We start from the raw sequence: 24,721 nt of genomic DNA on the forward strand, positions 1-24,721 counted from the left end.
TATTGTTGTTTTAATTATCCAATTTAACCTTTCGGTTAATTAAGCTGGAACAGTCCTTTAGAACCGGCAAACCATAATTGGCCTTCACTGTCCTTTGCTATTGCAACGATGTTTTCACCTTGGCGACGCGTGACCATTTCAGCTTGGGTGCCCTCTACCGACAAGACTATCCCAGCGTTACCCACAAGATATAATTCATTATTTGCAGTGACAAGTGCACCATTAATGGACGACTCGACAGGTAATTCAACCTGTTGCCACTGAGACAAACTCAAATCAGATTTAAACACATGACCACGCAACCCCATAACATAAATGCTGTCATTTACCTGTATGGCATTGAACATTGACCCATCATAATCAAAATCAACTTTTGTGAAGGTGTGTCCATTATCATCCGATACCGCAACCATACCTAACTCACCGACTAATAATAATCGTTGATCGGCTAAACGAATTAAACGATTAAAATGTGGTAATAACGCTGAGCGCTCAGACAAATACAAAGATTCATCTTCGGCTTTTAATTCATTTAAATAGGCAATATCTTCTTCAAATAATAATTCTTGATGAAATTCATCTTGCCAAGTTTTACCACCGTCAGCGGTTCGATAAAACAGGCCATAAGCGCCAACAGCAATACCATCATTAGGGGTATAAAAACGCACATCTAAAAAGGGCTTTTCAATCTTGACTGATTGCATCTGCACAGACCAGGTTTCACCACCGTCATTGGTATGAATAATCGTTGCATCATGCCCTACGGCCCACCCTTTCATCTCATCGAAAAAGAAGACTTTGGTTAATTGAGTTAACACAGGAGTAGCAACTTGCTGCCATTGACCATTTTTGAGCAATAGCACATTACCACGTTGCCCTACGGCAACCAGGCGATCACCCGCATTGGCAATATCAAGTAATAAAGAGGATTGAGCTAAAGGCTGAATTTGAACAGTTAATGGGTCGAGTTGGGCATCTACTGAAGCAGTATATAAACATGCACTAATCCCAATCGCCACTGCACTGCGAAGCATGCTAAACGTCATACAAACTTCCTTAACAATGAAGGGGCGCTTGGCGCCCCTATTTTATGGCTAATTAACGAATACCAGCGCGTCTTAATGCATCTGGTGTAAAGTTAGATTCAGAAAGAGAAGCATCAAAGTTATACATGCGACCTTCGTTATCTAACCCCATTGCCAAGTAGCGACGAGATTGCAAGTCATGGAATACTTCTAACGTACTCCAATTTGTTAATGCATCGTAATAGTTAATAGAATGAGCCACACCGACACGATACAACTCATCACGGTTGTCATACATATCAGTTAAGGCAATTTGCCATGAATCTTCATCGATATAGAAAACACGCGATTTATAGATATGGCGCATGCCGTCTTTCAACGTTGCTTTCACTTCCCATACACGATGTTTCTCGTAACGCGCAAATTCAGGATTAATATGACCAGGTTTTAAAATTTGTTCATATTTTAATTTGTCTGAATGTAGCTTGTAGTCATTGTAAGGAATATAAATTTCTTTTTTACCAACAAGTTCCCAGTTGTAACGTGAAGGAGAACCGTTGAACATATCGAAATCGTCTGTGGTTCTTAGGCCATCAGACACTGTGCCTGGTGTATCAAATGCCACATTAGGCGCTTTACGTACGCGACGTTGCCCAGTGTTATAAGTCCATGCTTGACGAGGCAATGCCTCTTGGTCCATGGTTTCTTTAACTAATAACGCGGTACCTGCTAAACGGGCTGGCTGAGTCACAACTTGCTTAAAGTAAAACAAGGTGTTGGTTTCTTTTAGCTTGTCTAATGTAATTTCAGGGCGAGTATACTCAAAGCGAATTTCTTCAGCATTTTCAACTAAGGTGTATGAGCCTGTTGAAGTTGGAGCCGCTTGGCTACGATATGTTTCTACATCCACACCACGATAGCGAAGAATATGATTCCAAATCACTTCTAAACCATTTGCAGGAATAGGAAAAGGTACCCCAATAGTCGCACCAGAAATACCATTACCTTGAGAAACTAGTTCTGCGCTAACAGCATTTTTCTTTGTTGCATCATAAACATACTGAGGAACAGATGCACTGCGACGTGTTTGATACACATTCATTTGGTACGAATCAGGATACAACTCAAACAGTTTGTTTTGTCCTGGAGTTAAAAATTCAGCATATTGAGCTTTATTGGCATTTGTGATGGTAAATAATATTTTATCATCAGGAAAAGGATCTGGGTGATGCATCCCCTTAGTATAACCCGCAACAGGCTGAGTAATACCACCATCCCAAGCAGGAATTGAACCATCTGCATTAGCCGCTTTATCACCGCCTAATGGCGTTAAAGTTGTGCCCAATTTGTCAGCGTCAGCTTGTGATACTTTCGCCAGCGCAGCAGGTGCACCGAGTGCCATAATCACTGCTGCCGATAATATCGTCAGTTTCTTCATTATAATTATCCTTTTAAATCGAATACTTGACGTTGAAAGAGATATAATCTCTGTCTGTCATCGCATTAGTTGTTCCTACACCACCAAAGAAGTTGTTGTAAGAAAGATCCGCTCCCCAACGACTCTGATAATCAAAGTTTAGACCCACAGCAACAGATTTTCTGCCTTCTGTGAATAAGAACATTGGATCAGGTGTTATACCATCAACGTCGTGCGAGAAAATCACGCGAGGAGACATGTTTACCCCAGCAAACACGTTATTAAAGTCGGCTTTAGCGACTAAACGGTAACCCCAAGCAAAATCGGTTGGGAATGGATTGGTTTCTGGACCGTTGTGTAATGCTTCAATGATACCTGGCATATCTGGATTACCACCAGAACGCGCAGTACCAGGACCACTTAAACGTAACTCATCAAAACCTGGCATATCATGGATCCATACACCGCCAACTTCAGCGAGCATGGTCAAATTATCTAAGCCAAGTGTTGGGCCAAATAAATGTGTGAATGTCATCTGAGCCTGAGTAGTATCTCGGGTGATATAACCGTCAACGGTTTCACCTGGATCATACACATCCATTTGTGAGATGCCATCTAAATCAGGACGTAGACCGGCGTTTGCCAACTGTTGAGGCATTGCAGCCAACAGTAATTCTACATCATCAATTTGTAACGGTTCATCAACACGGTGGGCAATCTCACCCGCTACTGAAGTTTCACCAACAAGCGTGTTAAAACTAAATCCATACAATTGAATATCTTCAGGATACACAATCTGAGCTTTAGTAAATGTTTCCATGCTAAGAAGTAAATCACGATCGATTTCACCACCGCTAGCGGCTAAACGTCCATAATCGCGACCGATAGCTTCTGCTGTAAAGTTAGACGCGGTACCACTGATGATAGGGCGACGACTGTGGTAGTTCATGTAGTATAAACCAAACTCTGTCTCGCCAAGCTCTGGTGAGTAATAGCCTAATTTAACACCAAACTGTCCATCATCACTTGGAGCTGCATCATCTTGAACCAGGGCCACTTTAGTTGAATATGCGGTCATATATGCAGCATATGCAGCATTAAAGCCTGTAGCGGCTGCAGCTTCATACAAACGTGAATATTCAGAAATTAAAAAGTCCTGATTGATGTCTGGATTAGAGTTAAAGCCTAACTGTGCGTTTTGGTCATAGCCACCAAAACCTGCAAAATCGTTGGTCGCAAAATTAGAACCTGGTGTAGGAACCCAAATACCTTGCCATTCATATTGATAAAAAGCTTCAACGTTAAGGTTTTCTGTTAGCCCTAAAGAAGCCCATACCATACCTTGAGGACGGAACGCTTCTTTAAGCTCTGAACCTGGCGCGTTTAGGATGTTAAGATCCACGGCGTTAATTTCAGAGATACCATGTGAAATGAGTGCGCTTTCACCCCATGAAACAACCTGACTACCCACACGAACACTCAGCGGGTTGGCACCGTCATTTAAATCCCAGTTACCATAAACAAATGCATCAAGTAAGCGAATGTCTTTACATTGCACTTCTGATGCTTGGCTGTCTTCACAAGGGTCAAATTCTTTACCTGTTAATGGGTCATTAAAATCATAATCGCCATCATTTAATTTGCGATCATAAAAATACATACCACGTAAGAACAAACCATAGTTTTCGTACTTAAGTGATAGCTCATGCAATCCTTTAACGATTTCAGAAGTGGTATCGCCTTTAGCATAAAGCAAATTACTTAAATCGTTGTTGCTTGAATATGAGCCTGATTGCGCCCAAATTTCAGCTGATGTGTACTTGGTTGAGCCAAAAGCTCCACCAAAAGCGGAATATCCAGACCAATCAAATTGCGGTTGGTTAACTTTACCAATTTGACCAGACCAGTCGCGGTCAGAAACACGCCAACTTGCACCCGCGGTCCATGTTGAGTCAAATGTGCCTTGCACATCACCCCAATCAAACGAAACCGCAGAGGCTGAAGTGCTCATGCCCAAAGTTAATGCCGACACCACCCCCAAAGCGAGAGCCGACTTGTTAAATCTTTTCTTAACAATATTCATTTTAGTTCATCTCCGTAACCTGTTGGATTAGTTGTTATAGGAATTGAAACCAACATCTTGTTAGCCCACAGGCAACACCATTGTTACAGCATTTAGCGATGTTGAGCAAGGTCAAAAAAAAGAAAATGTTTAAGAAAATTAACGATGTTTAGCCAAAAAAAACAGAAATAAGCACCGGAATATTTGAATTGAGAAAATCATCATTTTTACAAAGAATGAACAGTCAGCGAAAAAAGTTTATTTTCATACACTTAGAAAAAAACAAAATATTAACCAACCCATAACAGGAATCAATCAAGCGTTTGGAGTATATGCTCTATAATTTATTAAGGGATTTGAAGCTACCATCATTATTTAACACCAATTTAAACTTTCCTCGGATCCCTTGAGGAGTTAAAAAAGGCCTAAAGTACTTACCATTAATGTGCAGTACTCTTCCTTGGTCATCACGTACTTCAACTTTTTCTGCAAGCCCTTGGTAGTAAGGTAAAAAAGCATCGTAGCTGACCTGCAATGAAAAATGTAATTCCATCAATTTCTCCACAAAAAAAAGGAGAGTCACCTCTCCTTATTTAGTCACAGCATTGCCAAATTTATTCTGGATAAATGGCTATTCAACATGGCTATTCAAGCAAAGATTTTGTCACTTTTTCGTATAAATCTTTCGATAGATCCGGTAGTTCTTTAAGCTCTTTCAAACACTGCTTCATTAATTCCTGTCGTGAGGCATCAAATTTAGCAAATTGGATCAGCGGAGTAATCATTCTCGAAGCGACTTGAGGATTGCTTTTATTCAGCTTAATTAGAATTTTAGTCAAATAGCGATACCCTTCTCCATCAGCTCGATGAAATTGATAAGTATTTGCACCGGCAAATGCACCAATTAATGAGCGTACCCGGTTAGGGTTAGAGAAACTAAAACTACTGTGTTTAGTCAACAGCTTAATGTTATCAATCACATTGTCATGATTGATCAATGCTTGTAACGTTAGCCATTTGTCCATTACCAATGGAGTCGAATGCCATTTCGATTCAAAATCACTTAACAGTTGTGGCAAAATGCTTAATTGAGCCGTTGCTGCGGCTTTAAGCGCTCCCAAACAATCTGTCATATTTTGCGCTGAGTAATATTGTTTTTCGACTAAACTTTCGTGCATATCTGACACTTGGCACAATAAACACAAGGCGATATTTTTAAATGCACGGGCGCCAGCATTATCAAGAGGATTCAACTGACGGTATTGTGCTAATAACTCATCTTCACAAGCCGTTGCTAACTCTTCTACAACAAATTCTCTCGCTTTTGCTAGCGCATCTAAATCAACGTGATCAACCTGCTCAATAAGTGCTGATGCAGAAGGAATAGACAGAATTTCAGCCACAAGTGCCTGATCCACTTTATCGTCTAAAATAATGCCTCTAAACGCTTCAATAACACGGCTGTCTACTGTCATCACCTGTTGATATTGTAGATGAGATATATTGGTCCAAATCGTTTGGCTCACTAATTGAACTGACGCTTCCCAACGAGCCACTTCACTAGAAGCATGTCGCATTAAATGCACCAATTGATCAATTGAAAAATCATAAACTAATTTAACCGGTGCAGAGAAGTCTTGTAATAAAGAAGGTGTGGGTGCACTGTTAAGGCCATCAAACACAAATGTCTGGCTAGCCTTAGTGACATCTAATACTTTATTAACAATTGACGTACCGGTATTGTCAATAAGCTCAACACTAAACGGAATGTGTAAAGTTTGACCTTTTAAGCCTTTAGATACAACTTGCTGGCTAATGGTTAAATGATATTCGCCGCTATTTTTATCAAATTTATCTGTTACTGTCACGACAGGTGTACCAGCCTGACTGTACCATCGACGGAATAAGGTTAAATCTTTACCGCTGGCGTCTTGCATCGCATTAACAAAATCATCACAGGTTACTGCTTGGCCATCGTGGCGTTCAAAATAACACTTCATCCCGGCCTGAAACCCTGCTTCACCCAAAATGGTGTGCATCATACGAATAACTTCTGCCCCTTTATCGTAAACAGTAACCGTATAGAAGTTGTTCATTTCTATGACACTTTCAGGGCGAATTGGATGCGACATAGGCCCAGCATCTTCAGCAAATTGCTGGTTTTTCATTACACGAATAGCTTGAATGCGGTTAACCGCTCGAGAGCCCACATCAGAGCTAAACTCTTGATCGCGAAAAACAGTTAAACCCTCTTTTAGACTCAATTGAAACCAATCACGGCAAGTAACTCGGTTGCCGGTCCAATTATGAAAATATTCATGACCTACAACTGATTCAATACCGTGGTAATCATCATCGGTCGCACTGGCTTTGTCAGCTAAAACATACTTAGTATTAAAGACATTTAAGCCTTTATTTTCCATCGCACCCATATTGAAAAAGTCGACTGCAACAATCATATAAATATCTAAGTCGTATTCTAGGCCAAAGCGGGTTTCATCCCACTTCATTGATTTTTTCAATGAGGCCATAGCATGATCGGCTTTATGTAGGTTGCCTTTATCAACAAATACTTGCAGTTTAACTTCACGGCCAGATTGGGTTGTAAAACTGTCATTTAACACATCAAAATCACCCGCAACAAGGGCAAATAAATAACAAGGTTTCGGGAATGGGTCATGCCATTTAACGAAATGTCGACCAGAGCGAGGCATTTCGCCTTTATCGATTAAATTACCGTTACTTAATAAAAATGGAAATGCGGCTTTATCGGCTTCGATGCGCACGGTATAAATGGCAAGTACATCTGGGCGATCTAAAAAATAGGTAATGCGACGAAAGCCTTCTGCTTCGCACTGTGTGCAATACGCACCATCTGACATATACAAACCTTCAAGGCTCGAATTAGCTTCTGGATCCAATAAGGTGATTACTTCTAGCTCAAATTCAGATAATTCGGTATGAATAAATAATTGGTTATCATGTTGACGATAGTTTGCCGACACGCCGTTTAACTTTACCGAGCTTAATGAAACTTGCTCACCGTCTAACACCAAATCATGCTGATGCTCACCATTGCGAACCACCTTACTGGTGGCTGTCACTTTGGTGTTTTTACCATCTAAAATAACATTGAGATCAACATGAGTAATAGTGAATGCAGGCTTGGCATAATCTTTTAAGTGTTTTTCTTGTGCTTGGCTCATACTGGATCCTTTTAAACAAACGCATTGATATTCTATGTTTTTCACAAGTGTGCAGATTGCCTACAAAATTGTGCTACTTAATAAAAAAATAATTAAGAAAAAACGCGCATTAAGCGCGTTTTTATCGTGTACGAAAATACTTATTTAGCTGTTGTTTTAGCCAGCTTTTCAGCATCAGCCATATCTAAAGTGATGTAGGCTGTTTCATCTAAAAATGCATCAGGCAATTTGCTATCATCTGTTGTTTCAATGTCATCTAAAGACTTAACGGCCTCTAAACCTTGTTGTATACGACGAGCATTGGCTCTGTCTAATGCACGTTGATCATCAGACTCACGAGAAGCAATTCGTTCACTTTCAACCAACGAAATGGTTTTGTCATTATGATGCTTTTTAAATTCATTAATATCTTCGTAGATATAACTAAACTCAGTATCATTAACAATACGGGCTTTGTGCTTGGTATCGAGGTTACTGATTAAGCTTGGGGTTATATTACCCAAGGTATTATATTGCGCGACAGGGACTTTATCCCAAGGCAGTGCGTTTTTCTCTTCAGACTCACCATATTCTCCCGGCTCTAGCGCACTTGGGAAACGAACATCAGGAGTCACACCTTTTAACTGAGTGCTGCCGCCATTAATACGATAAAATTTAGCAATAGTATATTGAACATGCCCAATGGGCTTTTCATACATATCGTAAATGCGACCTAGGCTCTTGTGCTGTTGTACAGTGCCTTTACCAAAGGTTGACTCACCAACAATTAACGCACGGTCATAATCTTGCAAAGCCGCTGCAAAAATCTCAGATGCCGAGGCACTGTAACGATCTACCATCACGGTTAATGGGCCAGTGTAGGCACTTTTACCATCGTTATCTCGATTTTCATTAACGGTACCATTTGCATCACGAATTTGAACAACTGGCCCCATATCGATAAATAGACCCGTTAATAATGTTGCTTCGGTTAATGCACCACCACCATTACCGCGAAGATCAATAATGATCCCCTCGACATTGTCTTTTTCAAGTTTAGCGATTTCTTTGGCAACATCCTGGGATAAGTTCATATAAAACCCAGGAATTTGAATAACACCCACTTTACGGTTGGCGTATTGGCCTTCTGTTGGTTCTATCACTTTTGACGTTGCGGCGCGATCTTCTAAACGAATTTTGTCACGGGTAATGGTGACTTCAAACGTCTTAGCGTTGACCCCGCCTTTTTTAGGTAATATCTGTAATACGACTTCACTGCCTTTCGGGCCTTTAATTAAGTCAACTACATCGTCTAGGCGCCAGCCAATAACATCAACGATATCACTGCCTTTTTGACCAACGCCGACAATTTTATCTTCAGGGGATAGTTTTTCACTATTCGCTGCAGGGCCGCCAGCAACCAGACTTTTGATCACAGTGTAGTCGTCGTCCATTTGTAACACAGCACCAATGCCCTCAAGGCTTAGGTTCATTTCCATTTGGAAACGTTCTGCATTACGAGGCGATAAATAACTGGTATGAGGCTCAACACTGCGGGCAAAGGCATTCATAACGCTTTGAAATACATCTTCGCTTTGGGTCTGACTTAAACGCTTTATGGCATTGTTGTAGCGTTTTTCTAACACTTCAACTATTTCTGGCCAATTTTTTCCTGTTAGCTTTAAGTTTAACGCATCGTATTTAACACGTTGACGCCATAACTCATTGACCTCTGTTTCGTCTTTTGGCCACGCGGCTTCTTCTCGGTCAAATTCGTAAGCATCACCGGGTTTGGTGAAGTCAAATTCTTTATCTAGAAGAGAAAGCGCGTAAGCAAAACGTTCATAACGACGTTGCTGTACAAGATCATACATGGTAAATGCAGGGCTAATATCACCAGAGGTTACCATGTTATCGAATTCGCTTTTGTACTTGTCAAAACTGGCAATGTCTTGTGCTGTAAGTACATTACGTCGGTAATCAAGTTGTTCTAAATAACGAGAGTAGATTTGCTCAGAAAAGGCATCATCAAGGGTAAAACGATGGTAGTGCGAGCGAGTAAATAACGTTGTTACTCGCTTGCTAGCCACTTTATGTTGCGGCTCTTGTGCTAGTTTGGGTAACTCGCTGATTTGAATCGTTGGTGATATTGCCCACGCCGAAAAGCCGACAAATAAGCTGGCAATCGACACGGCCAAGGTAAGTTTTCGCATCAACAAGTACTCCTTAAATTTCTATAATAGTATGTGCTCTACACGTACTTTGATGGTCAAGCCAGTGTCTAACTGAACATGCACATCTTCTTTGTTAATATCAGTGACAACACCAGGAACCGGTGTCGCGCCTAACTTAACATTCACTCGTTGCTTTTGTTTTAATTCTTCAAGCTTTGCAGGCTCAAGTTTAACAACAGGCGCAGCGACAGGTACTGGACGTTCTTTTTTCACTGGTGCACGTTTAGGTGCTGCTTTTTTTGCTGGCTTTTTAGGAGCATTTTTAGGTGCTTGAGCCTGACGCTTCGCTTTAGCCTTTTCTTGGCTTTCTTTTAACGTCGCTTGAGCATGATCGATGTGCTCTTGCTCTAACTCACCACAGTCATTGCCATCAAGATCGATACGCTTTGCACCGGCTTTTACGCCTTTAAGATAGCGCCAGCTACTTGTATAACGACGAAGCGCAACACGCAATTGTGTTTTACTGACTTTAGAATCATCAGCTAACCGTTCAGCCAAATCTTGAAACAAACCGATTTTTAATGGTTTAGTTTCACCTTCAGCAATAAAGCATAAAGGAAAGGTTTCATATAAATACGCTAAAATTGCGTTGGTGTCGGTCAACTTGTCTGTTGATTCCATTTTTACTTCCACGTTAATAAAGGGACTGTTAGCGGCATTAAAGTGCCATGCAGTCGTTCATCTTTCGCCAAACTTTATTCAATAAAGTCCAACGTACAAATTATCATTATCCGCCTGTTTGCTAAAGTCATTGAAACAAACCTTAACAATTTAACCGGACTCCCTATCAGCTTAAATCATCGCTCACAGTGAAATCCAGTATAAATGCGTGCAGTTGCGTATTATAAAGCCCGCAGCGGCGAATGCGACTATGATTTAGCCTTATTTGTTCGCAATTTAACCAAATAAGCAAGATTCAAAACTTTTTACCATCATTTCGAGTCCAATTTGATCTTCTTCATCAAATCGATTCAGCAAAGGACTATCGATATCTAACACTGCCACCACATCTTTGCCTTGACGAACCGGAATAACGATTTCAGAATTGCTCGCAGAATCACAAGCAATATGACCATCGAATTGGTGCACATCTGCAACACGCTGGGTAGCATTTAATGCCGCCGCAGTTCCGCAAACGCCCTTGCCCATATCGATACGTGTACAGGCAACTTTACCTTGAAATGGGCCTAACACTAATTTGTCACCTCTTTTAATGTAAAAGCCTGCCCAATTAAGGTCAGCAAGATTATCATTAAGCAGTGCAGAAAAGTTAGCCATAGCCGCAATTAAATCATCTTCGCCTTCAAGTAACGCTTGCGCTTGACGATTTAATGTTTGGTAAAATTCAGGTTTCATTCTTGATCCTTTGCTCAGGCGTTAGATGCTCGTTGTCGGCATTTACGTCGTTATTGTACTGATGTATTTTTGGCAGACGTTTTTTTAGGTTTTGCTGCTGCAGGGGTTTTAACCTGTACTGTGCCTTTTAGCAAGTTAGAAAGCTCATCTTTATTGCTTGCAAGATAAAATGCGAGTTGTTCGCACTTATTTTCATCAAGACCTAAATCTGCTTGAGTCAAAAATGGGAGCAAGTTGTCGGCAATATCAAGCATCTTATCGTAGGCATCGGCCTCCTTTTTCGATGTGAATGTCATCTTTTCCACCCCTTCTCTGACCACGACAAATTGGGTAATCACTGCCATGATATTATCCTCACTGTTTTTATATACAGTGCATAGAATCTCACATATATAACTTATGATGCAAGTATTCTGATTATTCTGATATTATCTGCATGTGCTGTTAAAATATTTCCCAACAGTATTTGCAGTAAACTAAGTAAAAGAGTGCAATTAATGCTACTTTTACCCTAATATTTTCGATGTCTACGACTATGGAATAACCATTTTGATGCATGAATTTGATGATCATGATTCCATCATCTTATGCCGATCATGTGATCTAGCGGTAAGAAAACGCGCACTGCCATCGAGTGCCCGGGCAATATGCCCACGTTGTGATACTGCGTTGTACGATTCACCCTACTGTTCAATTAATGGCATGCTGGCTTTATGTCTAGCGGCGTTGATTATTTTTATACCCGCTAACTTGCTTCCCGTTCTTGAAATTCATTTTTTAGGCAGTATACGCACAACAACCGTTGTTGAAGCGGCTGTTGCCGTGTGGGCACAAGGATATTGGGTGGTAGGGTTAGCCGTTTTGGTAGCGGCAGTCATTGCTCCTGCTGTGCTAATTTTGTCAATTTTAGCCCAGGTAATGATTGTTAAGTTAAAACTCAACCGGACTTTTTGGCAACGTGTTTACACCACTTTGCTCAAAAATCAGGGGTTAATTGCGCAAATGACCATGTTGGAGATTTATGTGATTAGCTTTTTGGTGTCAGCTTTTCAATTATCAGATTTTTCAGATGTGTACTTTGGCATGGGGACATTCAGCTTTACGATGCTTTTTGTCATCATTTTATTTTTACAACGTGAATATAACCTAGAACATATGTGGAGTTACGTCGATGAGCACTGAACATTCAGCCGCAGCTGATTTGCCAGTTGACGTGGTAACATCATCTCATTCAAGTGCTCAAGCACACTTACAAGGTAATCAGCTTGGTTTGTGTTTATGTCCTGTGTGTAAAAAGCTTAATCGCACGACAAACAGCCATTGCCGCCGCTGTTATAGCTCGTTGTCGACACGTAATTATGCAAGCGTACAACAAAGTTGGGCATTGCTTGTTACTGCAACCATTTTGCTAGTCTTGGCGAATGTCTACCCTATTACGTTATTAACAAATCGTGGAGTCGTAACTAACGACACAATATTCAGTGGCATTAGCCATTTAGTACAAACCGGCATGATCCCTATTGCCATCATTGTATTTACGGCGAGTATTTTAGTCCCTTGGCTTAAAATAGTTGGATTGGCAACATATTTGGCTGCAATAAGTTTTGACCTGCCCATTTCTAAGAGAAAATTAATGGTTGGTTTTCATATTATTGAGTGGATTGGCCGTTGGTCGATGCTTGATCTATTTGTTATTTCATTAACTGTTGCCCTCGTCAATATGGGGCAATTACTTGATGCTAAACCTGCACCTGCAGCAACGGCTTTTGCATTAGTGATTTTATTAACGCAACTAGCCGCTAAAGTGCTCGATACTCGTTTACTCTGGGACCGCTTGGAAAAAACACATGACACAAATTGAATCACCTAAAGTTGTGAAGAAAAAACTATTCTCGCCGATTTGGTTATTACCCGTGGTCGCGTTAATTTTAGGCGCATGGCTCGGAGTCAAAAGCATTAAAGAGTCTGGGATAGAAATCGTTATTCATTTCCCAAGTGCTGCCGGGATAGATATAGGTAAAACCTTAGTTAAATATCAAGGGTTAACTGTAGGTAAAGTATCTGATATCGGTATTGATGATGATTTAAAGGGCGTGAACGTCAAAGTGGTGATGGATTATCGTGCCGACCCTTTTTTGAATAAAAACACCTTGTTTTGGTTAGTCAAACCAAAAGCCAGTATCACAGGCGTTGAAGGTCTAGACACTTTATTTTCAGGTAATTATATTGCCATTCAACCAGGTGATGGCCGCTCAGCAACCGAGTTTGAAGCGCAGCGAGAAGCGCCTGCAATACTGCCAGGAAGTGAAGGGATTATGGTAGAACTCAAATCCCCCAAACTTGGCTCTATTGATGTTGGCTCGCCTGTATTTTTTAGGCAAGTTCCGGTTGGTAGTGTGGTGAGTTATCGTTTAGATGGTAATAAACAAATTATCATCAGTGCGTTTGTTCAAGAACAATATACTCACCTTGTTCATAAAGATTCTCGGTTTTGGAATGTTTCTGGGTTAAAAATCGATGCCTCTTTTTCTGGCATAAAAGTAAATACTGAAAGCATTGCCTCAATTTTGGCAGGAGGAATAAGCTTCGATAATGGCTCTGAAACAGAAAAAGCCCAAAATGGTGATACCTATACCTTATTCCAGGATGAGCAAACTGCCATTGGAGGAATAACCTTTACCTTATCAACTGACAGTGCTGAAGATATTAGTGAAGGGACGTCGATAGTTTATCGAGGGATAACTGTAGGTAACATCGACAAAAAACAACTCAATGAACAAACCGTATTGCTAAGCGCAAGAGTTGAGCATCAATATAAAAACTTAATCACACCGGACAGTCGTTTTTGGTTAAGTGGTGCTGAGCTGTCACTAAAAACCATCAAAAATGTCGGCCGATTAATTACAGGCAGTGTGATAAATGTGTTACCCGGCACTCAAGCACCTGCCGAGCAAATGCAATTTGAACTTGCAAAACAAGCACCCGATTTGCTTAACGATGCAAAGTTAATACTTAACCTTGTCGCTGATAGTCATTCAGGGATATCAAATGGCGCCCAGGTGCGTTACAAACAATTACCCATAGGGCAAGTCTTGAGTGTCAACTTGAGTGATGACTTTGCTCATGTTGAATACCAAATTGAAATTTTGCCCGAATTTAAAAACCTCGTCACAGAAGGCAGTTTTTTTGTACCAGAAAGTGCGCTCTCAATCGATGCATCTCTTGATGGCGTACAGGTGGCAACTCGCGATCTGACCACCATGCTTGAAGGCGCAATCAGCCTTGTGCCAGCTAAAAACAAAACTTTAGTCCAATCTAATAGTACTTTACTTCTTCATGAGTCCATTGCTGTTGCCAAGTCATTATCAGCTCAACAACAAATGATGACGTTACAACTAAACAGCATAGATGGCGCAGATTTAGTTGAAGGTTCGCCGATTTATTATAAAAAAATGCAAATTGGCGCTGTATCTAAGGTCAATTGGCAGGCTGATACCGACAGATTTTTAATCGCTATTAATATTGATAAAAAGTTTAAACCGTTAATTAAGCCTAACACCCTATTTTGGCGTAACAGCGCTGTTAAAATTAAGGCTGATCTTTCAGGCGTTGATATTGACGTATCACCACTTAAAGGCGCCATTAATGGTGGCATAACCTTGGGCCATCTTGACGGTAAAACTAACAGTGAGGCTCAAGCAGATTTGATGCTATACGACAGTGAAGAGTTAGCCCTAATGCAGGCAAAAGTCATTGAACTCACATTACCTGTCAGTGCTAAAGTTGCTGCGAAAACAGCAATCCGTTATCAAGGCCATCAAATTGGTGAAATTTCACAGGTTAAATTAGAGCCAACGCTGACTTCACTTAAGGCAAAAGCTTACCTCTATGGCGCCTATGCGGAACATTTCAGCCGTGCAGACAGTGAGTATTTTATTGTCGATGCTCAAATATCCCTTGCTGGGATCAGTGCACCAGAAACCTTATTAACAGGCCCTTACATTGGCGTAATTCCCGGTAAAAATAACAATACCTCTAAACAGTTTGTGGCTCAACTTCATGCACGTTTAGACGCCAATATTGCCGCTAACGCACTGAGATTTCAGTTGACCAGCAAACAGCTAGGCTCGCTAAAGGTAGGCACTCCGCTGTTTTTCCGTGGCATCAATATAGGCCAGATTGATGGTTATCGTTTAGCAGATTCAGGCGTCGACATCACCTTATTTGCCCATGTGGAACCTGAATATGCGCACCTTGTTAATACAAGCAGCCAATTTTGGAACGCTTCTGGAATTAAGATTGATGTTGGATTGTTCTCTGGGGCCAAAGTGGAAACACAATCCCTTGAAACTATCTTAGCGGGCGGGATCGCAATCGCAACAAGAGATGTGACCAATGAAGCAAACACATTATCTGAAAACGATCGCATAATACTTCACGATAAAATGGCTGAAGAATGGGCACAATGGCAACCAGAACAAACTAAATAATCTGAGTTCAGGTTAATACTAATTTTATAAACTAATTTCATACCAAAAGACCGATACTGTATCGGTCTTTTTATTTCGCTTAGTTAACCTCAACTCTGGATAATAAATGCATTTCAAACAGCCCCTAGCCATAAAACCAGTAACAGACGGCGATAGCGGCGCTAATGCCTGCTGCATCAGCCGCTAATCCACAACCAAGTGCATGACGCCCATTACGAATACCAACTGATCCAAAATACACCGCAAGCACATAAAAAGTGGTTTCTGTACTGCCTTGCAAAATAGCTGCCAGTCTACCGGCAAAAGAGTCAACGCCATGATGATTCATCGTTTCTAGCATCATCGCCCTCGCCCCCGAGCCACTAAAGGGTTTCATCAATGCGGTAGGCATTGCATCTATAAAGCGTGTATCCCAACCAAAACTGCTGACAAGAGAGGCTAACACCTGCAATGCATACTCTAAAGCACCAGATGCTCGGAGCACACCAATCGCTAATAACATCGCGATAAGATAAGGGATCAATGTAATAGCCTGATTAAACCCCTGCTTAGCCCCTTCAACAAACTCATCGTAAACAGCAACTTTTCGGTAACCTGCGGCAAAAATAAAGCTAAACACTAACATCAGCAAAATACCATTGCCCATTATCATTGACATCTCGCCAATAGCATCAGCTGACAGTGTCATTAAATAAGCAACGCCAGCCATTAATGAGCCTATGATCAGTCCGGCATAAGCAATAATCACACTATTAAACAGCGAAATACGCTGCACAGTTGCGACCACTAATAACCCCACAATGGTAGAAGCGCAAGTTGCGAGTAAAATCGGTAAAAAAACATCGGCAGGATTAGCTGCGTCTTGTTGAGCTCGGTATAAAAATACCGTAACAGGTACTAAGGTCACCGACGAAGTGTTAAGCACTAAAAATAAAATTTGCGCATTCGTTGCCACTGTTTTAATCGGATTTAAACCTTGCAAATCATGCATGGCTTTTATGCCTAATGGCGTTGCTGCGTTATCTAGGCCTAATATGTTTGCAGTTAAGTTCATACTAATACTGCCATAGGCTACATGCCCACGGGGAACCTCTGGCATCAACCTAGACAATAATGGCTCAAATGCTCGCGCAAATAAGTTAACCACGCCGGCTTTTTCACCCACCTGCATTAACCCCATCCACAGTGCTAACACACCAATTAACCCCAATGAAATATCCGCGGCAAGTTTGGCGCTGGCAAACATGGCAGTGACAGAGTCGCTCAATATCTCAGTATTACCGTCAATGAGTTGAACAGTAACGGAAATTGCAGCAACAATAAAAAACAATAGCCAAACGCGATTTAACACACACAACTCCATTTACAATTTAAATCCATTGGATATGAATCCAATCTACCTGAAAATGTTCAATTTCAGCAAGGAATTACATCTAATTATGCCATTTGGGTAATGATTTACCCATTGAGGATTGACTAAATTCCAAAGCACCAACAACATTGGTTATTTGCAAGCTATCATTGACGTTCGGTAACAACAATTCCGTGTTATGATCATCCTAATTCAGCAAAAACACGATTGTGCTTATTATGATCCAATTAAATCCAAACTTTATCCGTCACATAGAAAGCGAACTGCCACCACATCTTTCGTTAACTGACTTTATCGACTACTGTAATAAACCGCTTCGAAAGTCAATTAGAGTCAATACCTTAAAAATTTCTACTACAAAGTTTGTTGAAATTATGACCCAGGCTGGATGGACATTGTCAGCTATCCCCTGGTGTGATGATGGTTTTTGGATCGAGGGAAATGATGATATTCAGCTTGGTAATGCAATAGAACACATTCAAGGACTATTCTATATTCAAGAAGCCAGTTCCATGTTGCCGCCGACAGCCCTGTTTGCGCATAATAATCAACCAGAAGTCGTATTAGATGTCGCCTCAGCACCTGGGTCAAAAACCACCCAAATAGCCGCATTGATGAATAATAATGGCTTACTAGTCGCTAATGAATATTCAGCCAGTCGCGTTAAGGTATTGCACGCCAATATATCTCGTATGGGCGCAAGCCATACAGCTATCACCCATTTTGATGGCCGCGTATTTGGCGAGTATTTATTTGAATCATTTGATGCCATTTTATTAGACGCCCCATGTGGCGGCGAAGGGACAGTTCGTAAAGATCCATTAGCGTTAAAAAATTGGGATATTGCGGATGTCACTGCCATTGCTGAAACCCAAAAAGACTTGATCGAATCAGCCTTTTTAGCATTAAAGCCAGGTGGCAGCTTAGTGTATTCAACGTGTACACTCAGCCAAATAGAAAACCAACAAATCTGTCATCATTTACAACACACTTACCCTGATGCGGTAGAGTTTGTGTCACTAAATCATTTATTTACTGGTGCAGATAAAGCCTGTACAGAAGAAGGCTTTTTGCATGTATGGCCACAACTATTTGACAGCGAAGGATTTTTTGTTGCCAAAATTCGTAAAACAACGTCAGTAGAGCGCAATACTAAAGTCCCTAAACTGCAAAAAAACTTCCCGTTTTCTATCGCTGGGCAAAAACAACAGACCGAGCTAAGATCTTATTTTAAAGATACATTTTCTATCGAACTACCACAAGATGACATCATAATGATACGAGATGATGAGTATTGGTTGTTCCCGTCCCTATTTATGGATTTTATTGGCAAAATGCGTTTTCAGCGTATTGGACTAAAACTGGCTGACGCCATGAAAAAGGGCTTTAAGGCCAAACATGAGGCCATTATCGCTTTAACATCGACAACACACACTCACAGAACAATAGAATTGGTTGCAAGCCAAGCACAAGACTTTTTAATGGGACGTGACATCGACACCCAATCTTTTGATGATATATCACAACAAGCATTAGCAATAATGCCTCAAGGTGAGATGTTGGTCAGCTATCATGGTGCAGTGTTAGGGGTTGTAAAACACTTGGGTCATAGGTTAAAAAATAATTTACCGCGTGATCTGGTACGAGACAAGGTTAACTTAAGTCTATAATAAACATTATGTTAATTCACATGTGCTGGATGAAAAAACCATGGAATATATTTTTTTGATTTTTTCATGCAAACAAAATATGCCTGACTATAATTAAGATTATCAACATTTTTGAGCGGCTTTAACCCAAACAGCTGTTTGCTCCAAGCAGTTAATATGTGAAGCTCTAAAATTTTGGCTCTTGCAACGCACCAAGAGCCACACCTGTAGCGCAAGGCTCTTAAATGAGCCCTTTCCCTAGGCCCAAAACAATTGGATAGTTTTGGGTCTTTTTTTATCCTTATTTATTCAAATGCCACAAATAGATTTAACACTTAGCTAGGGTCTGTTGATCTTTGCTGGTTGAATTTTGTTCGAGTTAAAAACGTTTTAATCGAGGCGAATGGATTGATGCCTAGTCATCTAAGCAAAATCCATTCAACAAAGAGTAAAACGTTTTTAGCCGAACCTTTCAGGCAGCGTTTGTTGGCCATTTTTACTGCGTTATCGACTTTTTATGTAGAATAACTACACCTCAAAGTCTCTGCCTTGCAGAAATGACCAACAATTCGCTGCAAAAATAACCTTGAAAGATCTACAGACCCGAGGTTATCTGGCTATTAATTTAGCGGCATCTTTGAATAAGTTAAAAAAATTGTCCGTTGTGTACTGAGCTAAATCATCAAACGTCTCACCACGTAGCTCTGCCACAAACTGGGCAACATCGCGTACATAAGCCGGTTGGTTCTCCTGGCCACGATGTGGTACTGGAGCCAAATAAGGCGAGTCAGTTTCGACTAACAATCTATCTTTAGGCACTTTGCGGATAACACTGCGAAGTTCACCGGCGTTTTTAAATGTCACAATACCGGACACTGATATATAAAAACCCAAATCGATTGCCGCTTTTGCCATTTCCCAGTTTTCTGTAAAGCAATGCAGTACGCCACCGACCTTGTCAGCATGACCGGATTTAAGCATATTTATCGTATCTTCGCGGGCATCACGAGTATGAACGATCAGTGGTTTGTTCACGTCAACTGCTAACGCAATTTGTTGCTCAAAACAGGATTGTTGCAATGCTTTAGTGTCATTAGAATAAAAATAATCTAATCCAGTTTCGCCAATAGCCACAACACGCGGATCAGAAGCAAATCGCTTTATATCGTCAATATTTAAGCCCTCTTGTACATCTAATGGATGCACACCTGAAGACAAAAATACATTTTCAAAAGAGGCGACTTTATCACGCATGGCTTCAAAGCCTTGCTGACGAACGTTTACGCACAGTAAATAATCAACGCCTTGAGCTTTGGCGTTATCCATTATTGTTTGTAAACTGGCGAGATCGGGTGCCGCTTTTAAGCGGTCAAGATGGCAATGGGAATCGATTAGCATAGGTACTTTTTCACAACTACATTAGCAACTAAATAGATGCGCAAGAATACCTAGCTACATGGTGCAGGTCAAATCGCTTGATGACAGTTCACTGGATAATAATTTTTCTATATGGTGTTTATGGCTTTCAACATCAGACTTAATTTTTACACCAATACCAGCAGGACGACCACCCGATGCACCTAGAGGATTAATCCATACAACAGTACCTTTAAATTCATTGGCTTGTGTTGCATTAGGCAAACGATATGAAATGGTCAGTTCTTGGCCTAAAAAATGGCTTTCAGTTGTGGCAATAAACAAACCTGCCGGTTTAATAAACGGCATATATGCGCGATATAACTTGTGCAATGTATCGTAGTTAACAACCAGATCAACCATATATAGATGTATTCTTTGTGTAAGATAGTTAATTAAATATAGCTTATCAATGAGTTATTTTTTTGAAAGCTAAAACATATTGTTGACACAATGCTTGAGTATTCACACTTGGCATTGTTTCTAATTTTTGACGCATCTGCATAATGCGCCCTGCAAGATCCAATATTTTTGCCTGTACTAATGGGTTTAACCCAGTTAAATCCGTTTGTGCTGTGTGTAATTGCTGCTTACTATTACTTTTTAACACATATTGACGTAAGTACAAATATAAAACATTAAGTGCATCAACAATTTGTTGTTCCGACAAGTTCAATAAGCTATTACATAAATGACCAGATTGTAAACTTTGAGCCCAATCTTGGCGATAAGTTAATAATTGTTGATAATTTTGGTTTCGCAAACTGTTGGCCAAAGACAAAGGGCCGCCAACAACGCTTATACACCATGTTACATCATGCACTTTACCTTGTGCATTAGGCTGAGGTAACAAACGTTGTTCAGCTAACCATTGCTGAATATCGACTTTGCTTGGTGGTGTAAATGCCAGAGTTTGGCAGCGGCTGGTAATGGTTGGCAATAATTGAGATGAACGATTAGTTTGTAATATTAACATTACACCGTCACCTGGCTCTTCTAACGTTTTGAGCAACGCATTGGCAGCAGCAATATTGAGCCTTTCAGCATCAACAATAATAGCAACTCTAGCTCCACCTTGCTGTGCGGTTTGAGTAAGCTGTTGACATAGCTGACGAATTTGATCAACTTTTATTTGATTACCATCGGGTTCAACAATGTGTAAATCAGGATGTGTTTGTGAATGTAATAATAAACAGCTTTTACATTGACCACACGCACCTTGAGGCGATAACTGTTGGCATAACACCGTTTGTGCACAGGCATTTGCAAGCACCACACCACCAAGCGCGCGGTCAACATTTAATAAATGAGCGTGACTACTTTTACCACGAAAAAATACATCAACAAAACCTTGATGAGCATTTGATAACCAGGGGAGCTGCGCTAATTTGTAATCGCTCATTTATGCATAACTCTTATCAAATCTAGTTAGTCCTTGCTTTGTAATAGAGGCAAACGATTCATTAATTGATGACGAATATCTTGATGCACTTTCTCCATCGACTGACTTGCATCTATCACCACTATGGTGTCATCTTGCAAAGCTAACTGTAAATAGGTTTGTCTAGCCCGTTCAAAAAAATCAATAGCTTGCTGCTCTATTCTATCCAGTTTGCCACGATCTGCTGCCCGAGTTAATCCAAGTCTAGGTTCAATGTCTAAATAAAGCGTAAAATCAGGCGTAAAGCCACTAAGGCACGCATCACTCACCGCTGTCACTAATGGCATTAACCCACGACCACCGCCTTGATACGCCAACGATGATAGGTTATGACGGTCTCCTAAAACCCATTGTCCCTTAGCAAGTGCAGGTTTGATAACATTTGCAATAAGCTGAGCACGGGCAGCATAAATCAATAAACATTCTGCTTCGTCACACAATGGATCGCTATCGTCACCAATTTTTACTAAATCTCGTATTTTTTCAGCAAGTGGGGTGCCACCTGGCTCACGTGTACATACCGGCGCTTGCCCCGTGTGCTGCTCAATAAGGTCATTAACTAAGGCGATAGCACTTGATTTCCCTGCGCCTTCAAGCCCTTCAATAACAATAAACTTACCCGGTTGAGTTATCATTTTTTCTTTCTCTGAAATTCATTTACTGCGCGGTTATGAGCTTTTAACGTTGCAGAAAAAACATGGCTGCCATCATTTCTAGACACAAAATATAAGTAATCCACTTTGGCAGGATTAGCCGCTGCAAATAATGATGCACGGCTTGGCGCAGCGATGGGAGTAGGCGGTAAACCATCAATTTGATAGGTATTAAATGCCGTAGCCTCACGTAAATCTTTACGGGTAATGTTGCCTTTATAGCGGTCACCCATGCCATAAATAACCGTTGGATCAGTTTGCAAGCGCATGCCTTTTTTAAGACGATTATTAAACACGGCAGAAACCCAATCACGCTCTTCAGGTTTACCTGTTTCTTTTTCAATAATCGATGCAATAATCAACAATTCGTAAGGAGACGTCAGTGCTAAATCAGCATCACGCCCTTCCCAAGCTTGCTTAAGGCTCATTTGCATCATGTCAAAACTGCGCTGCAATACCGTTTGCACACTATCGCCTGCATGGTAGTGAAACGTTTCAGGGTAAAACTTACCCTCAGGTAATCCTGAAGTATCACCGTTGTTAATCAGGACCTGATTAAAGTCATCAGTCCCAAATACCAGGTGTTCGCTTTTAGCGAAAGTGTGTTGCCATTCTTTTATTGATTTACCTTCAATGAGTGTCAAGGTAAATACCGCTTCTTGGCCTAGACGTAAGCGTTTAAATAACGTTTCTAACGTATCGCTTGGCAATAATTGATAGTAGCCTGTTTTAATACTTGCTAATTTCGGCTCCAATTTGACAAGGTATTTTACTTTCCAACTGTCTTGGATCAGGCCTTGCTGCTCAAGTTGTTGAGCCAGCTTAATGACTGATGTACCTGACTCTACTTTCAAAGGCTGTGATTGTGTAATAAGCAAAGGCTGCTTTTGAAATGCAATTAAGTCAGTTGCAAACCAATAGCCACTCAAGCAAAAAATGGCAAATAAAGGAATTAAGCTAGCAAGTAGTCTTGTTGTTATCGTTTTCTTCATTATGGTAAATCTACACTCAGAACTTGCCTGAATCGCGATGTCAGCGTCCAACGGCTAAATTGAAATTGGTCAATGGTGTTAACATCTACAACACCAAATAAACTGTTTGTGATAAAAATATGATCGGCGCTGCAAATATCTTCATATCGCAACGGCTTTGTTGTTACGGCGAATCCTGCTGTTAATAATTGATCAATCATTTGTTCGCGCATAACACCACTAACGCCAGCATGTGTCATGGCTGGTGTGAAAATTTGCCCCTCTTTTATTGCAAAAATATTTGCCATTGATGACTCAATAACCCAACCATCTGTGTCCAATACTAACCAATCTTGAGTATTAGCGATTAATGGTTGAGTTTTTATCAATACTTGTTCGAGGCGATTTAAATGTTTCATCCCTGCGAGCAGTGGCTGGCGAGCTAACCTAATGGGGGATGTTGCGAGTGAAATGCCTTGTTGTTGCCACTGAGCGTAATGACTCGGTATAGGATGAACCGAAACCACTTCAGTTAACTTGGCTATATCGGGAGCTTGATAACCTCGCCCGCCTTCTCCACGCGTTAACACAAGCTTAATGCAATGATCAGGGTACGCCTTTGCCAACGATAATAATTGGTCAATAAGCAAATCGTTGGCTTGCCATTGAATACCTAAACGTTGGCTACTTTGTTGTAAACGTTGTAAATGCAAATCCATATACAAAACTGCGGCAGTCTGATGAGCGCAAGCGGTTCGCATTGTAGCAAAAACACCGTCACCATAAGCTAAACCTCGATCAAAAGGGCTTATGCGTCCTTGTTCAACGTGGTTCACCCAAACTGAAGTCATTACTTATCCTGGCTTATCCGGCTTGCTACCGCTTCTTGCTGATCTTTATATTTTGCACTCTTACGAGTGTTATAAGGACGGGCAACAGCCGAACTTAAACGTTCAAAGTTTAATGCGCCTATGGTCATACCCGGGCGAAGTGCCAGAGGTAATTTACCGCTATTGTAGCATTCTAAAACGATTTTCCCTTGCCAACCTGGGTCAATTCGGTGCGCCGTAACATGAACCATTAACCCTAAGCGTGCCAAAGACGAACGCCCGTCTAGCCAGCCAACGATATCTGCTGGCAACGTGACGCTCTCTAAAGTGACCGCGAGCGCTAACTCTCCTGGATGAAGAAAAAACGCTTCGTTTTCAGCTATTTCGATTTTATCGCTCATGACACGATCGAGGGCCATCTGCATTTCTGCACTTGGGCCACTCAAATCAATAAAGGGTGCGGTATGGTCTTTAAATACACGAAATTGACTCCCTAAACGGACATCAACACTGACACCTGAAATCGCCTCATTATTCGGGCGCGGGTCAATGACTATTGTGCCATTATCTAAACACTGTTCAATTTCAATATCTGTTAAACGCATACGGCACTCTCTCCC

21 protein-coding genes are annotated in these 24,721 nt (G+C 40.9%); 4 read left to right on the forward strand and 17 right to left on the reverse strand.

Going from position 1 to position 24,721, the window contains the following annotated elements; genetic code table 11:
• Positions 1–35 precede the first annotated feature (35 nt).
• From IEW93_RS03535 to IEW93_RS03575, 9 genes are all read right to left on the reverse strand, one after another.
• Positions 36–1,046: a WD40/YVTN/BNR-like repeat-containing protein gene (locus IEW93_RS03535; RefSeq protein WP_188736973.1), complete on the reverse strand. Its 1,011-nt coding sequence runs from the start codon at positions 1,044–1,046 to the stop codon at positions 36–38.
• Positions 1,047–1,098: 52 nt separating this feature from the next.
• Entirely contained in the window at positions 1,099–2,463 is a 1,365-nt protein-coding gene (locus tag IEW93_RS03540; RefSeq protein WP_188736975.1) for a DUF1329 domain-containing protein, read from the reverse strand.
• Positions 2,464–2,476: 13 nt separating this feature from the next.
• A complete protein-coding gene (locus tag IEW93_RS03545) occupies positions 2,477–4,525 on the reverse strand; it encodes a DUF1302 domain-containing protein (protein WP_188736978.1) in 2,049 nt (682 codons plus the stop codon).
• A 316-nt stretch (positions 4,526–4,841) separates the two neighbouring features.
• The gene (locus IEW93_RS03550; protein ID WP_188736980.1) at positions 4,842–5,057 is read right to left on the reverse strand and encodes a DUF2835 domain-containing protein; all 216 of its coding nucleotides are present in this window, start codon (positions 5,055–5,057) and stop codon (positions 4,842–4,844) included.
• Between the two features lie 91 nt (positions 5,058–5,148).
• Positions 5,149–7,710 carry an aminopeptidase N gene (gene pepN, locus IEW93_RS03555; RefSeq protein WP_188736981.1) on the reverse strand — a complete coding sequence of 854 codons (2,562 nt, stop codon included), beginning with the start codon at positions 7,708–7,710 and terminating at the stop codon, positions 5,149–5,151.
• 140 nt (positions 7,711–7,850) lie between these two features.
• Positions 7,851–9,902, reverse strand: coding sequence for a carboxy terminal-processing peptidase (gene prc / locus IEW93_RS03560; RefSeq protein ID WP_188736983.1), 2,052 nt, complete (start codon positions 9,900–9,902; stop codon positions 7,851–7,853).
• 21 nt (positions 9,903–9,923) lie between these two features.
• On the reverse strand, positions 9,924–10,544 hold the full coding sequence (gene proQ / locus IEW93_RS03565; protein ID WP_188736985.1) for an RNA chaperone ProQ: 621 nt from the start codon (positions 10,542–10,544) through the stop codon (positions 9,924–9,926).
• Between the two features lie 276 nt (positions 10,545–10,820).
• Positions 10,821–11,279, reverse strand: a complete 459-nt coding sequence (msrC, locus tag IEW93_RS03570) for a free L-methionine (R)-S-oxide reductase MsrC (RefSeq protein ID WP_188736987.1) — start codon at positions 11,277–11,279, stop codon at positions 10,821–10,823.
• A gap of 50 nt (positions 11,280–11,329) precedes the next feature.
• The gene (locus IEW93_RS03575) at positions 11,330–11,623 is read right to left on the reverse strand and encodes a YebG family protein (RefSeq protein ID WP_188736989.1); all 294 of its coding nucleotides are present in this window, start codon (positions 11,621–11,623) and stop codon (positions 11,330–11,332) included.
• A gap of 208 nt (positions 11,624–11,831) precedes the next feature.
• Here IEW93_RS03575 and IEW93_RS03580 point away from each other — a divergent pair, with 208 nt between their 5' ends.
• From IEW93_RS03580 to IEW93_RS03590, 3 genes are read left to right on the forward strand one after another with little or no spacing between them, the layout of a single operon-like run.
• Entirely contained in the window at positions 11,832–12,461 is a 630-nt protein-coding gene (locus IEW93_RS03580) for a paraquat-inducible protein A (RefSeq protein WP_188737087.1), read from the forward strand.
• Positions 12,451–13,140 (forward strand): paraquat-inducible protein A, encoded by a 690-nt coding sequence (locus IEW93_RS03585; RefSeq protein WP_188736991.1) that lies wholly within the window; start codon positions 12,451–12,453, stop codon positions 13,138–13,140. The genes IEW93_RS03580 and IEW93_RS03585 overlap by 11 nt, the downstream gene beginning before the upstream one ends.
• Positions 13,127–15,769 (forward strand): MlaD family protein, encoded by a 2,643-nt coding sequence (locus IEW93_RS03590; protein WP_188736993.1) that lies wholly within the window; start codon positions 13,127–13,129, stop codon positions 15,767–15,769. Before IEW93_RS03585 ends, IEW93_RS03590 begins: the two co-directional genes overlap by 14 nt.
• A 124-nt stretch (positions 15,770–15,893) precedes the next feature.
• Here the strand turns inward: IEW93_RS03590 and IEW93_RS03595 are convergent, their stop codons facing one another.
• Positions 15,894–17,120 (reverse strand): spore maturation protein, encoded by a 1,227-nt coding sequence (locus IEW93_RS03595; RefSeq protein ID WP_188736995.1) that lies wholly within the window; start codon positions 17,118–17,120, stop codon positions 15,894–15,896.
• Positions 17,121–17,359: 239 nt separating this feature from the next.
• On the opposite strand from IEW93_RS03595, the gene rsmF reads away from it, so the two are divergent.
• Positions 17,360–18,811 carry a 16S rRNA (cytosine(1407)-C(5))-methyltransferase RsmF gene (rsmF, locus tag IEW93_RS03600; RefSeq protein WP_188736998.1) on the forward strand — a complete coding sequence of 484 codons (1,452 nt, stop codon included), beginning with the start codon at positions 17,360–17,362 and terminating at the stop codon, positions 18,809–18,811.
• 588 nt (positions 18,812–19,399) lie between these two features.
• Here the strand turns inward: rsmF and IEW93_RS03605 are convergent.
• From IEW93_RS03605 to dcd, 7 genes are read right to left on the reverse strand one after another with little or no spacing between them, the layout of a single operon-like run.
• Positions 19,400–20,188 (reverse strand): TatD family hydrolase, encoded by a 789-nt coding sequence (locus IEW93_RS03605; protein WP_188737000.1) that lies wholly within the window; start codon positions 20,186–20,188, stop codon positions 19,400–19,402.
• Positions 20,189–20,242: 54 nt separating this feature from the next.
• Positions 20,243–20,569: a PilZ domain-containing protein gene (locus IEW93_RS03610; protein ID WP_188737002.1), complete on the reverse strand. Its 327-nt coding sequence runs from the start codon at positions 20,567–20,569 to the stop codon at positions 20,243–20,245.
• A 46-nt stretch (positions 20,570–20,615) separates the two neighbouring features.
• Positions 20,616–21,608 carry a DNA polymerase III subunit delta' gene (gene holB, locus IEW93_RS03615; protein ID WP_188737004.1) on the reverse strand — a complete coding sequence of 331 codons (993 nt, stop codon included), beginning with the start codon at positions 21,606–21,608 and terminating at the stop codon, positions 20,616–20,618.
• 26 nt (positions 21,609–21,634) lie between these two features.
• Positions 21,635–22,282, reverse strand: coding sequence for a dTMP kinase (tmk, locus tag IEW93_RS03620; protein ID WP_188737006.1), 648 nt, complete (start codon positions 22,280–22,282; stop codon positions 21,635–21,637).
• Complete coding sequence (gene mltG, locus IEW93_RS03625; RefSeq protein ID WP_188737008.1) at positions 22,279–23,292, reverse strand: endolytic transglycosylase MltG; 1,014 nt, start codon at positions 23,290–23,292, stop codon at positions 22,279–22,281. Before mltG ends, tmk begins: the two co-directional genes overlap by 4 nt.
• On the reverse strand, positions 23,292–24,122 hold the full coding sequence (gene pabC, locus IEW93_RS03630; RefSeq protein ID WP_188737010.1) for an aminodeoxychorismate lyase: 831 nt from the start codon (positions 24,120–24,122) through the stop codon (positions 23,292–23,294). Before pabC ends, mltG begins: the two co-directional genes overlap by 1 nt.
• A complete protein-coding gene (gene dcd, locus IEW93_RS03635; RefSeq protein ID WP_188737013.1) occupies positions 24,122–24,706 on the reverse strand; it encodes a dCTP deaminase in 585 nt (194 codons plus the stop codon). The genes pabC and dcd overlap by 1 nt, the downstream gene beginning before the upstream one ends.
• Between the last annotated feature and the right edge of the window lie 15 nt (positions 24,707–24,721).

The sequence above is a fragment of the Shewanella inventionis genome (assembly GCF_014641855.1).
In the GTDB taxonomy this organism is placed as follows: domain Bacteria; phylum Pseudomonadota; class Gammaproteobacteria; order Enterobacterales; family Shewanellaceae; genus Shewanella; species Shewanella inventionis.

Bases quoted from the DNA above. Each gene is read 5' to 3' on its own strand.
- IEW93_RS03575 (WP_188736989.1), bottom strand. From the start codon at position 11,623: ATGGCAGTGATTACCCAATTTGTCGTGGTCAGAGAAGGGGTGGAAAAG.
- IEW93_RS03550 (WP_188736980.1), bottom strand. From the start codon at position 5,057: ATGGAATTACATTTTTCATTGCAGGTCAGCTACGATGCTTTTTTACCT.
- proQ (WP_188736985.1), bottom strand. From the start codon at position 10,544: ATGGAATCAACAGACAAGTTGACCGACACCAACGCAATTTTAGCGTAT.
- IEW93_RS03545 (WP_188736978.1), bottom strand. From the start codon at position 4,525: ATGAATATTGTTAAGAAAAGATTTAACAAGTCGGCTCTCGCTTTGGGG.
- prc (WP_188736983.1), bottom strand. From the start codon at position 9,902: ATGCGAAAACTTACCTTGGCCGTGTCGATTGCCAGCTTATTTGTCGGC.
- IEW93_RS03580 (WP_188737087.1), top strand. From the start codon at position 11,832: ATGCATGAATTTGATGATCATGATTCCATCATCTTATGCCGATCATGT.
- holB (WP_188737004.1), bottom strand. From the start codon at position 21,608: ATGAGCGATTACAAATTAGCGCAGCTCCCCTGGTTATCAAATGCTCAT.
- IEW93_RS03540 (WP_188736975.1), bottom strand. From the start codon at position 2,463: ATGAAGAAACTGACGATATTATCGGCAGCAGTGATTATGGCACTCGGT.
- pabC (WP_188737010.1), bottom strand. From the start codon at position 24,122: ATGACTTCAGTTTGGGTGAACCACGTTGAACAAGGACGCATAAGCCCT.
- mltG (WP_188737008.1), bottom strand. From the start codon at position 23,292: ATGAAGAAAACGATAACAACAAGACTACTTGCTAGCTTAATTCCTTTA.
- IEW93_RS03535 (WP_188736973.1), bottom strand. From the start codon at position 1,046: ATGACGTTTAGCATGCTTCGCAGTGCAGTGGCGATTGGGATTAGTGCA.
- rsmF (WP_188736998.1), top strand. From the start codon at position 17,360: ATGATCCAATTAAATCCAAACTTTATCCGTCACATAGAAAGCGAACTG.
- IEW93_RS03610 (WP_188737002.1), bottom strand. From the start codon at position 20,569: ATGGTTGATCTGGTTGTTAACTACGATACATTGCACAAGTTATATCGC.
- IEW93_RS03590 (WP_188736993.1), top strand. From the start codon at position 13,127: ATGACACAAATTGAATCACCTAAAGTTGTGAAGAAAAAACTATTCTCG.
- IEW93_RS03605 (WP_188737000.1), bottom strand. From the start codon at position 20,188: ATGCTAATCGATTCCCATTGCCATCTTGACCGCTTAAAAGCGGCACCC.
- IEW93_RS03585 (WP_188736991.1), top strand. From the start codon at position 12,451: ATGAGCACTGAACATTCAGCCGCAGCTGATTTGCCAGTTGACGTGGTA.
- dcd (WP_188737013.1), bottom strand. From the start codon at position 24,706: ATGCGTTTAACAGATATTGAAATTGAACAGTGTTTAGATAATGGCACA.
- pepN (WP_188736981.1), bottom strand. From the start codon at position 7,710: ATGAGCCAAGCACAAGAAAAACACTTAAAAGATTATGCCAAGCCTGCA.
- msrC (WP_188736987.1), bottom strand. From the start codon at position 11,279: ATGAAACCTGAATTTTACCAAACATTAAATCGTCAAGCGCAAGCGTTA.
- tmk (WP_188737006.1), bottom strand. From the start codon at position 22,282: ATGATAACTCAACCGGGTAAGTTTATTGTTATTGAAGGGCTTGAAGGC.